This window comes from Ancylobacter sp. VNQ12 (genome assembly GCF_049445835.1).
In the GTDB taxonomy this organism is placed as follows: Bacteria; Pseudomonadota; Alphaproteobacteria; order Rhizobiales; family Xanthobacteraceae; genus Ancylobacter.
Genome location: NZ_JBMSDU010000039.1, coordinates 1 through 10,849 on the forward strand (window position 1 = coordinate 1; position 10,849 = coordinate 10,849).

Consider the following 10,849-nt stretch of genomic DNA (forward strand, 5'->3'; position numbering starts at 1 on the left):
GGACATGACGAACGGGGTCAACGCAGCGATCTTCGCGCTGAGCGAAGAGCAATTGGCGATCCGCGAGATGGCGCGGGACTTCGCCGCCGAGAAACTGGCGCCCAACGCTCTCGAATGGGATCAAAAGAAGCACCTCCCGGTGGATGTCCTCCGGGAGGCGGCCACGCTCGGCATGGCCGGTATCTATACCCGCGAGGATGTGGGCGGCTCGGGGCTGACGCGGCTTGACGCCGCCCTCATCTTCGAGGCGCTGAGCCTCGGCTGCCCGACCATCGCCGCCTACATCTCCATCCACAACATGGTGACGTGGATGGTCGACAGCTTCGGCAGCGACGACCAGCGCCGACGCTGGGTGCCGGCGCTCTGCCGCATGGAGAAGCTCGCCAGTTACTGCCTGACCGAGCCGGGCGCCGGCTCCGACGCGGCGGCACTGCGCACCCGTGCCGTGCGCGCGGGCGACGACTATGTGCTCGACGGCCAGAAGCAGTTCATCTCCGGCGCCGGCAATCCGCATGACTTCTATGTCGTCATGGTCAGGACCGGGGGCGAGGGCCCCTCCGGCATTTCGGCCCTGGTGGTCGAGGGGGGCACGGCGGGTCTTTCCTTCGGCGCCAACGAGCACAAGATGGGCTGGAATGCCCAGCCGACCCGCGCCGTCATCTTCGAAAGCTGCCGGGTCCCGGTCGCCAACCGCCTCGGCGCCGAGGGGGAGGGCTTCAAGATCGCCATGAAGGGATTGGACGGCGGCCGCCTCAACATCGCCGCCTGCTCGATCGGCGGCGCCCAGGCCGCGCTCGACAAAAGCGTCGCCTATATGCGCGACCGCCGCGCCTTCGGAAAACGGCTGGATGAGTTTCAGGCCTTGCAGTTCCGCCTGGCCGACATGGCGACCGAGCTCGAGGCCGCCCGCACCCTGCTCTGGAGGGCCGCCGCCGCGCTCGACCGGAAGGACCCCGACGCGATGCAGCTCTGCGCCATGGCCAAGCGCTTCGGCACCGATGTCGGCTTCGAGGTCGCGAACCAGGCGCTGCAGCTCCATGGCGGCTACGGCTACCTGTCCGAATACGGCATCGAGAAGATCGTGCGCGACCTGCGCGTCCACCAGATTCTCGAAGGCAGCAACGAGATCATGCGACTGATCGTCGGCCGCGCCCTCATCGGAGATCGGCGTTGACCAGCATCCTCACCGAAACCGTTGGCGCGCTTGGCCACATCACCCTCAACCGGCCGGCCACCCTCAATGCCCTGACCCTGGAGATGGTGCGGGAGATCACCCTCGCCCTCACCGGCTGGGAAAAGGACGCGGCGGTTGCGGCGATCCTGCTCGACGGCGCCGGCGAGCGCGCCTTCTGCGCGGGCGGCGATATCCGCACCCTCTATGACGCGGCGAGGGCCGGGGAATGGTCGGCCGCCGAAACCTTCTTCCGCGAGGAATATCCGCTCAACGCCTATATCGCCCGTTATGCGAAGCCCATCGTCGCGGTGATGGACGGCATCACCATGGGCGGCGGCATCGGGCTCGGCGGCCATGCCTCGCACCGGATCGTGACCGAGCGCTCAACCCTCGCGATGCCCGAGACCCGGATCGGCTTCTTCCCCGATGTCGGCGGCACCTACCTCCTCGGCACGGCGCCAGGCGAACTCGGCACGCACATCGCCCTGACCGCCGGCCGGCTGGACGCAGCGGGCGCCATCACCTGCAGGCTGGCCGATGTCCTGGTTCCGTCCGGGAGGCTGGCCGAGCTGCCCGCGCGGCTCGCGAGCTGCCGTTCCGATCAGGATGTGGCGGATACTCTGGAGGACCTGGCTGTCCCTCCGTCGATGGACGGGCTCGCCGCGGATCGTGCCTGGATCGATCGCTGCTATGCTGGCGACAGCGCCGAGGCGATCCTTGCGGCCCTGTCATCGGCGCCTGAGCCCGGCGCCCGAAAGGCAGCCGAGGAGATTGCCGGCAATTCGCCGAGCGCGGTGAAGATCACCCTGCACGCCTTGCGGGAAGCCCGGCGACTGGGCCGGCTGGAGCCCTGCCTCGATCAGGAGTTCCGCATCGGGCTCTCGGCCGTCCGGCACCCAGACTTCGTCGAAGGCGTGCGCGCCGCGGTGGTCGACAAGGACCGCCGGCCGCGCTGGTTCCCGGCCAGCCTCGATGCCGTCTCGGACGAGGACGTCGCCGGCTGCTTCCAGCCGGTCGGCAGCACCAGGGAATTGGGCCTCGCCGGCTGAGCGAAGGCTCCAGGGAGGAGTGGATACATGGCGCACATCGCATTCATCGGCCTCGGCAATATGGGCGGGCCGATGGCGGCCAATCTGGTCAAGGCCGGCCACGAGGTGCTCGGCTTCGACCTCGCCGCCGCCTCGCTGGAGGCCGCCGCGGCTTCGGGCGTGAAGCCCGCCGCGTCGGCGGCGGAGGCGGTGAAGGCCGCCGACATCGTCGTCACCATGCTGCCGGCGGGCAAGCACGTCGTCGCCGCCTATCGCGAGCAGTTGCTGCCTGCCGCGCAGCCGGGCAGCCTCTTCATCGACAGCTCGACCATCGACGTGGCCTCGGCGCGCGAGGCGCATGCGCTGGCGGCGGCCGCCGGCGCCCGCTCGGTCGACGCTCCGGTGTCGGGCGGCGTCGGCGGCGCGGCCGCCGGCACCCTCACCTTCATGGTCGGCGCCGAGGGCGACGCCTTCGCCGCGGCGAAGCCGGTGCTGGAGGCGATGGGCCGCAAGATCGTGCATTGCGGCGGCGGCGGCGCCGGCCAGGCGGCGAAGATCTGCAACAACATGATCCTCGGCATCTCGATGATCGCGGTCTGCGAGGCTTTCGTGCTCGGCGAGAAGCTCGGCCTCGGCCATCAGGCGCTTTACGACGTCGCCTCCACCTCGTCCGGCCAGTGCTGGTCGCTCACCACTTATTGCCCAGTGCCGGGCCCAGTGCCGACAAGCCCCGCCAACAACGGTTACAAGCCGGGCTTCGCCACCGCTTTGATGCTGAAGGACCTGACTCTGGCGCAGGAGGCGGCGGCGGCCGCCGGCGCCGAAACCGCGCTCGGCCGCCATGCGCAGGAGATCTATGCCCGCTTCAGCGATGCCGGCCGGGGCGGGACGGATTTCTCCGCGATCATCCAGGCGATCCGCGAACATTCGGGAGAAGTCCAATGAGCGTTGAATCCGACGCGGGCAGCTACGAGACGATCCTGGTCGAACGGCGCGACAGGGTGGCGCTCGTCACGCTCAACCGGCCGAAGGCGCTCAACGCGCTCAACAGCACGGTGATGCAGGAGCTGACCGGCGCGCTCGCCGTCCTCGACCGCGATCCGGGCATAGGCTGCATCGTGATCACCGGCTCGGAGAAGGCGTTCGCGGCCGGCGCGGACATCAAGGAGATGCAGCCGCAATCCTACATGGAGATGTTCTACGCCGACTTCTTCGCCGGCTGGGACGCCCTCGGCCGCGTGAGAAAGCCGATCATCGCCGCTGTCGCCGGCTTCGCCCTGGGCGGCGGCTGCGAGCTTGCCATGATGTGCGACATCATCATCGCCGCCGACACTGCGAAGTTCGGCCAGCCGGAGATCAAGCTCGGGGTCATTCCCGGCATCGGCGGCTCTCAGCGCCTGACGCGCGTCGTCGGCAAGGCGAAGGCCATGGAGATGTGCCTGACCGGCCGTATGATGGACGCGGTGGAGGCCGAGCGCTCGGGGCTCGTCGCCCGCATCGTGCCCGCGGCGGATCTCCTCGCTGATGCGCTGGCGACGGCCGCGACCATCGCCGGCATGTCGACCCCGATCGCGATGATGGTCAAGGAAAGCATCAACCGCTCCTACGAGACGACGCTGGCGGAGGGTATCCGCTTCGAGCGGCGCGTCTTCCACGCCACCTTCGCGACGGCGGACCAGAAGGAAGGCATGGCCGCCTTTCTGGAAAAGCGCCCCGCGCAATTCTCCAACGGCTGATCGCGGCGCCGCCTCCGACGTCCGGCGCGCTCGCCGGAAAGCGCGCCGGCCTGCCGTTCGGCACAAGAGCCCGATCCTATGAGGGGTCCGGCCGCGACCGGACGAGCCCCGCGATCTCGTCGAGGACCACCGGGTCGTCGATGGTCGCCGGAACCGTCCATCGGCCCTCGTCGACAATGGCCTTCATGGTCCGCCTCAGGATCTTGCCCGATCGGGTCTTGGGAAGGCGCGGCACCGTGATCGCGGTCTTGAAGGCCGCCACCGGCCCGATCCTCTCCCGGACCAGACGGACCACTTCCTGTTCGATCTCCTCGGCGGGGCGGTCGACGCCGGCCTTGAGCACGATAAAGCCGTAGGGCACCTCTCCCTTTATGGCGTCCTTCACCCCCACCACCGCGCATTCGGCGACGGCGGCATGCCCGGCGACCACCTCCTCCATCCCCCCTGTCGACAGTCGGTGGCCGGCGACGTTGATGATGTCGTCGGTCCGCCCCATGATGTAGACATAGCCGTCCTCGTCCTTGAAGCCGGCGTCGGAGGTCGAATAGAATCCGGGAAACGCTTCGAGATAGCTCTCCCTCATGCGTTGGTCCTGTCCCCAGAGGGTACACAGATTGCCCGGCGGCAAGGGGAGCCCGATGATGATCGAGCCCATCACGTTCGGCTCGACCGGCTGATGCGCCTCGTCCACGACCCGCACGTCGTAGCCGGGCATGGGAACGGTGGGTGAGCCATATTTGATCGGCAGGATGCCGAGGCCCACCGGGTTCGCGGCGATCGGCCAGCCGGTCTCCGTCTGCCACCAATGGTCGATCACCGGAACGCCGAGCATCTGCTCGGCCCATTGGACGGTGTCGGGATCCGCCCGCTCGCCGGCGAGAAACAGCGAGCGCAGGCTCGAAATGTCGTAGCGCCCGAGATGGGAGCCCGAGGGATCCTCCTTCTTGATGGCCCGCAAGGCGGTCGGCGCCGTGAAGAGGCTCACCACCCCGTGCTCGGCGATGACGCGCCAGAAGGCGCCGGGGTCCGGGGTACCGACCGGCTTGCCCTCATAGAGCAAGGCGGTCGCTCCGTAGAACAGCGGAGCATAGGTGATGTAGCTGTGCCCCACCGCCCAGCCGATATCCGACGCGGCCCAGAAGACCTCGCCCGGCTCGATGCCGTAGACGTTGCGCATGGTCCAGTTCAATGCGACGAGATGCCCGCCATTGTCGCGGACCACGCCCTTGGGAACACCCGTCGTTCCCGACGTGTAGAGGATGTAGAGCGGGTCGCTGGCGCGAACCTCGACGCATGGCGCGCTCAGACCTCTCGCCCGGGCATCGGCTACGGCCTGCCCCCAGTCGCGATCCCGCGGCGCCCTCATGTCAGCCCGGCTCTGCTCGCGTTGCAGCAGCAGAACGGATGCGGGCTTTGCCGTGGCAAGATCGATCGCTGCGTCCAGCAGGGGCTTGTAGTGGACGATGCGTCCGGGCTCCAGCCCGCAGGAGGCGGTGAGCACGGCCTTGGGGCGCGCGTCATCGATGCGCTTGGCGAGTTCATGGGCGGCAAATCCGCCGAACACTACCGAGTGCACCGCCCCTATCCGGGCGCAGGCCAGCATGGCGAAGACCGCCTCCGGCACCATCGGCATGTAGATCACCACGCGATCGCCGATGCCGATGCCCAATTTGGTGAGGACGGCCCCCAGGACGGCGACCTCTTCCAGCACTTCCTTATAGGTGAATCGCTGGATGCAATCGGTGAGCGGACTGTCATGGATCAGCGCCGCCTGATCCCCGTGCCCGGCCTCCACATGCCGGTCGAGGGCGTTGAAGCAGGTGTTGCAAGTCGCATCGGGGAACCATGTGCCATAGACGCCGGATGCCGGATCGAAGATCGCGTCCGGCGCCTTGATCCAGGCGACGTCCCTGCCGGCCTCGCGCCAGAATGCCTCAGGCTCGGCGCTCCAGCGCTCATACACTTCTTGATATCGGCTGCCCATGGTCCGCTCCCTGCGGTTTGCGTTCTTGGCCCGCGGCACGAGATGCCGGCCCGGAGACCCGAGTGGACGCCGCCGGCAAACCCCGCCGCACTCAATGCATGCGCACCGACCCGAAAGCGGCCCGGCAGCTCACCGCTCCGGCGTCACGGCGCCTCTCGTCACGCTGATCGGTGAAGGCGATTGTGTTCCCGCGACCACGGGCTCGCCGACCTTCTTGTTCGTCTTCCGGCGCAGGAGATGTTCGATCTCGCCGACGATGCCGCGGCGGAACAGCAGCACGCAGGCGACGAACACGGCGCCGACAACCACCGGCACCGGCAGCGAGTAGAGGGCGAGGTAGTTCTCCAGCGACACCACGATGAAGGCGCCGACCACGGGGCCGAGCATGGTTCCGATGCCGCCCAGCAGGGTCATCAGCACCACCTGCCCGGAGGTCTGCCAGGTGACGTCGGTGAGCGAGGCGAGCTGGAACACGATCGCCTTGGTGCCGCCGGCCATGCCGGCGAGGGTCGCCGAGATCACGAACACGATCAGCTTGTAGCGCTCGACGTCGTAGCCGAGCGAGATGGCCCTCGGCTCGTGCTCGCGCACCGCCTTGAGCACCTGCCCGTAGGGCGAGTGCACCACCCGCCAGGCGGCGAAGAAGCCGATCAGGAAGATGCCGAGCACCGTGTAGTACATGGCGAGCGGCTGGCCGAGATCGATCAGGCCGAACAGATGGCCGCGCGGCACGCCCTGCAGCCCGTCCTCGCCGCCGGTGAACCGCGCCTGCAGATAAAGGAAGAACACCATCTGCGACAGGGCGAGCGTGACCATCGCGAAGTAGATGCCCTTGCGGCGGATGGCGAGGAAGCCGATCGCCACCCCGAACAGCGCGCTCGCCGCCATGCCGGCGAGTATGGCGAGCTCCGGGGTCAGGCCCCAGACCTTGGCGGCGTGCGCAGCGATATAGCCGCCCGTGCCGAAGAAGGCGGCATGGCCGAAGGACAGAAGGCCGGTGAAGCCGATCAGCAGGTTGAACGCCACCGCGAAGAGCGCGAAGCACAAAAGCTTCATGGCGAAGGTCGGATAGAGCAGGAAGGGTGCCGCGAGCGCCAGCACCGCGAGTACCGCGGCGAGGATGTAGCGGGCCATGCCACGGGGCATCTCAGTCTCCCTTGCCGAACAGGCCGGACGGCCGCACCAGCAGCACGATCGCCATGATGACGAAGACGACGATGTTCGACGCCTCGGGATAAAACACCTTGGCGAAGCCCTCGCAGAGCCCCAGCACGTAGCCTGACACGATGGCGCCCATGATCGAACCGAGCCCGCCGATCACGACCACGGCGAACACGATGATGACGAGGTTGGAGCCCATCAGCGGGTTGACCTGGTAGATCGGCGCGGCGAGGACGCCGGCGAGGCCGGCGAGAGCGACGCCGCCGCCATAGGTGAGCATCATCAGCACCGGCACGTTGACGCCGAACGCTTGCACCAAGGCCGGGTTCTCGGTCGCCGCCCGCAGATAGGCTCCGAGCCGGGTCTTCTCAATTACCAGCCAGGTGCCGAGGCACAGCATCAGCGAGGCCGCCACCACGAAGGCGCGATAGATGGGCAGGAACATGAACCCGAGGTTCCAGCCGCCGGCGAGCGCCGCCGGAACCGGATATTGCTGGCCGGAGCTGCCATAGACATGGGTGAAGCCGCCCTCGATGATCAGGGCGAGACCGAAGGTGAGCAGCAGACCGTAGAGGTGGTCGACCTTGTAGAGGCGCTTGAGCATGGTGCGCTCGATCGCCATCCCGATCAGGCCGACCAGCGCCGGGACCAGGATCAAAGCGGGCCAGAAGCCGATGCCGGCATAATGCAGCAGCAGCCAGGCGGCGAAGGCGCCGAGCATGTATTGCGCGCCGTGGGCGAAGTTCACGACGTTGATCATGCCGAAGATCACGGCGAGGCCGAGCGACATCAGCGCGTAGAACGAGCCGTTGATGAGCCCCAGCAGCAGCTGGCCGAACAGGAGTTGCGTGGAGATCACCGGCTACACTCCCAGATAGGTGTGCAGCACGTCCATCTTGGACGGCAGCTCCGAATGGGTGAAGTGCTCCACGACACGCCCGTCCTCCATGACGTAGTAGCGGTCGGCGATGGTCTGGGCGAAGCGGAAGTTCTGCTCCACCAAAAGGATGGTGTAGCCCTCGGCCTTCAGCGCCCGCACTGTCTCGCCGATGCGCTGCACGATGACCGGGGCGAGCCCCTCGGTCGGCTCGTCGAGCAGGACGAGACGCGCTCCCGTGCGCAGGACGCGGGCGATCGCCAGCATCTGCTGCTCGCCGCCGGACAGCTTGGTGCCGGGGCTGGAGCGCCGCTCCAGGAGATTAGGAAACAATTCGTAGATCGTCCTGACGCTCATGCCGCCCGCCGCCACGACCGGCGGCAGGATCAGGTTCTCGGCCACGCTGAGGCTCGCGAAGATGCCGCGCTCCTCGGGCACGTAGCCGATGCCGCGCCGGGCGATCCGGTGCGAGGCGAGGCCGATGGTCTCGGCGCCCCGGTGCCGGATCGACCCGGAGCGCCGGCCGACCATGCCCATGATCGAGCGCAACGTGCTGGTCTTGCCCGCGCCGTTGCGCCCGAGCAGGGTGACGGTCTCGCCCTCGTTCACATGCGCCTCCACGCCGTGGAGGACGTGGGATTCGCCGTACCAAGCATGAAGACCGGTGATTTCCAGAAGAGGGGCGGCCATGTCAGGCGATCTCCGTCCCGAGATAGGCCTCGCGCACCCGAGGGTCGGCGGACACTGTGGCGTAGTCGCCTTCCGCGAGGATCTCGCCGCGCTGGAGCACGCTGATCGTGTCGCACAGCCGGGAGACCACGGAGAGATTGTGCTCGACCATGAGCACGGTGCGCCCCTTCGCCACCGTCTGGATGAGTTCGGCGATGCGGTCGATGTCCTCGTGGCCCATGCCGGCCATCGGTTCGTCGAGCAGCATCACCGCCGGATCGAGCGCCAGGGTCGTGGCGATCTCCAGGGCGCGCTTGCGGCCATAGGAGAGATCGGCGGCATCGGCCCGCAGATATTCTTTCAGATTGACGGCCTCGACGAGCTCGCGCGCGCGCGCGTCGAGGCTCTCCAGCACGCTCTGCGAGCGCCAGAACTGCGTGGCGAGGCCGGCCTTGCGCTGCAGCGCGACGCGCACGTTCTCCAGCACGGTGAGATGGGGGAAGGTGGCCGAGATCTGGAACGAGCGCACCAGCCCGCGGCGGGCGATCTGGGCCGGTTTCTCGTCGGTGATGTCGGTGCCGTCGAACATGATGCGGCCGGAGGTCGGCTGCAGGAATTTCGTGATCAGATTGAAGACCGTGGTCTTGCCGGCGCCGTTCGGCCCGATCAGCGCATGGATCGAGCCGCGCCGGACCTTGAGGTCGACGTTCTTGACGGCGACGAATCCCTTGAACTCGCGGGTCAGGCCGGTGGCTTCCAGGATGACGTCGGAAGGGAGGCTGTCAGCATTCATCTCGGCGTTCCCGTCGGGCTGGGCGCCGGGCGGCGCGTTGCCGCCCGGCAGCGTCGGACGAGGCGTCAGCCGTCGAGCTTGCAGCCGGAGTCGGCGAAGGAGAAGAACGCCTTCTCGCCGGGAATGGTGCCGAGCAGCTTGTAGTAGTCCCACGGTCCCTTGGATTCGGCCGGCGTCTTCACCTGGAACAGGTACATGTCGTGGACGAAGCGGCCGTTGGGGAGCACCGTGCCGGTGGCGAAGTCGTCGTCCACGGGCGTTTCGTGGATCTTCCTGGTCACCGCGTCGGCGTCCTTGGTGCCCGCTGCCTTCACCGCCTTCAAATAGGTCAGGACGGTGGAATAGGTGCCGGCATGGACCATGTTGGGCTGCCGGCCGGTGCGTGCCTGGAAGCGCTTGGCGAAGGCGCGGCTGCGGTCGTTCAGATCCCAGTAGTACCCCTCCGTCAGCACCAGGCCCTGCGCCGCCTCGAGCCCGAGGCCGTGGATCTCGGCGAGGGTGACGAGCATGCCGGCAAGACGCTGGCCGCCGGACACGAGGCCGAATTCCGACGCCTGCTTGACCGAGTTGATGGTATCGAGGCCGGCATTGGCGAGGCCGACGATCTTGGCGCCGGACGCCTGCGCCTGCAGCAGGAAGGACGAGAAGTCGGCGGTGTTCAACGGATGGCGCACCGCGCCCAGCACCTTGCCACCCGTTTCCTTGACGATGTCGGCAGTGTCCTTCTCAAGCTGGTGGCCGAAGGCATAGTCGGCGGTGAGAAAATACCAGGTGTCGCCGCCGGTCCTGACCACTTCCGCCCCGGTGCCGACCGCCAGCGAGCGGGTATCGTAGGCCCAGTGGAAGCCGTAGGGGGAGCACGCATCGCCGGTGAGCCGCGCCGTGGCCGCGCCCACCACGAAGTTGATCTTCTTCTTCTGCCGGGTGATGTCCTGCACCGCCAGCGCGACGGACGAAGTGGTCAGCTCGGTGATCATGTCGACGCCGTCGACGTCGTACCATTGCCGGGCGATGTTGGAGGCGATGTCCGGCTTGTTCTGGTGGTCGGCGGAGACGATTTCCACCTTGATCCCGCCGAGTTCGGGGGCAATGTCCTCGACGGCGAGCTTGGCGGCCTCGACGGACCATTTGCCGCCGAAATCGGCGTACACGCCGGACTGATCGTTGAGCACGCCGATCTTGACGCTGGTCGGGGCCTGCGCGGCGGCGGGGCCGGACAAGACGGTCAGGAGGCCCGCGGCCATGAGGCCGGCCGTCACTCCACAGGACGACAGGAGGTCCGCTATTCTCCGGAAAGGCGAAGGCTGAACCATTGGTATTCTCCCTAGGTAATTGGTTTTTATCGTATTTGTGAGCTTTTCGGCCTGTGCGGCCGCACCGTTGCATGCACGGCCTTCGGCGGGCGCGAGGCCCACCGCGGGCCTCTT

10 protein-coding genes are annotated in these 10,849 nt (G+C 67.5%); 4 read left to right on the top strand and 6 right to left on the bottom strand.

Features of this window, described 5'->3' with window-relative positions; genetic code table 11:
• Window positions 1-4 precede the first annotated feature (4 nt).
• The 4 genes from ACO2RV_RS24410 to ACO2RV_RS24425 are packed head-to-tail and all read left to right on the top strand — an operon-like array spanning window position 5 to window position 3,938.
• The gene (locus ACO2RV_RS24410; protein ID WP_423296813.1) at window positions 5-1,174 is read left to right on the top strand and encodes an isobutyryl-CoA dehydrogenase; all 1,170 of its coding nucleotides are present in this window, start codon (window positions 5-7) and stop codon (window positions 1,172-1,174) included.
• Complete coding sequence (locus ACO2RV_RS24415) at window positions 1,171-2,223, top strand: enoyl-CoA hydratase/isomerase family protein (protein ID WP_423296804.1); 1,053 nt, start codon at window positions 1,171-1,173, stop codon at window positions 2,221-2,223. The genes ACO2RV_RS24410 and ACO2RV_RS24415 overlap by 4 nt, the downstream gene beginning before the upstream one ends.
• 27 nt (window positions 2,224-2,250) lie before the next feature.
• The gene (gene mmsB / locus ACO2RV_RS24420; protein WP_423296805.1) at window positions 2,251-3,147 is read left to right on the top strand and encodes a 3-hydroxyisobutyrate dehydrogenase; all 897 of its coding nucleotides are present in this window, start codon (window positions 2,251-2,253) and stop codon (window positions 3,145-3,147) included.
• A complete protein-coding gene (locus ACO2RV_RS24425) occupies window positions 3,144-3,938 on the top strand; it encodes an enoyl-CoA hydratase (protein ID WP_423296806.1) in 795 nt (264 codons plus the stop codon). The genes mmsB and ACO2RV_RS24425 overlap by 4 nt, the downstream gene beginning before the upstream one ends.
• Window positions 3,939-4,014: 76 nt before the next feature.
• Here the strand turns inward: ACO2RV_RS24425 and ACO2RV_RS24430 are convergent, their stop codons facing one another.
• The 6 genes from ACO2RV_RS24430 to ACO2RV_RS24455 form a co-directional block, all read right to left on the bottom strand.
• A complete protein-coding gene (locus tag ACO2RV_RS24430; RefSeq protein ID WP_423296807.1) occupies window positions 4,015-5,922 on the bottom strand; it encodes a propionyl-CoA synthetase in 1,908 nt (635 codons plus the stop codon).
• A 129-nt stretch (window positions 5,923-6,051) separates the two neighbouring features.
• On the bottom strand, window positions 6,052-7,068 hold the full coding sequence (locus ACO2RV_RS24435) for a branched-chain amino acid ABC transporter permease (protein WP_423296808.1): 1,017 nt from the start codon (window positions 7,066-7,068) through the stop codon (window positions 6,052-6,054).
• 1 nt (window position 7,069) lies between these two features.
• Entirely contained in the window at window positions 7,070-7,942 is an 873-nt protein-coding gene (locus ACO2RV_RS24440) for a branched-chain amino acid ABC transporter permease (RefSeq protein WP_423296809.1), read from the bottom strand.
• A 3-nt stretch (window positions 7,943-7,945) separates the two neighbouring features.
• On the bottom strand, window positions 7,946-8,650 hold the full coding sequence (locus tag ACO2RV_RS24445) for an ABC transporter ATP-binding protein (RefSeq protein WP_423296810.1): 705 nt from the start codon (window positions 8,648-8,650) through the stop codon (window positions 7,946-7,948).
• Between the two features lies 1 nt (window position 8,651).
• Window positions 8,652-9,422, bottom strand: a complete 771-nt coding sequence (locus tag ACO2RV_RS24450) for an ABC transporter ATP-binding protein (protein WP_423296811.1) — start codon at window positions 9,420-9,422, stop codon at window positions 8,652-8,654.
• A gap of 65 nt (window positions 9,423-9,487) precedes the next feature.
• A complete protein-coding gene (locus ACO2RV_RS24455) occupies window positions 9,488-10,666 on the bottom strand; it encodes an ABC transporter substrate-binding protein (protein WP_423296812.1) in 1,179 nt (392 codons plus the stop codon).
• Window positions 10,667-10,849 lie beyond the last annotated feature (183 nt).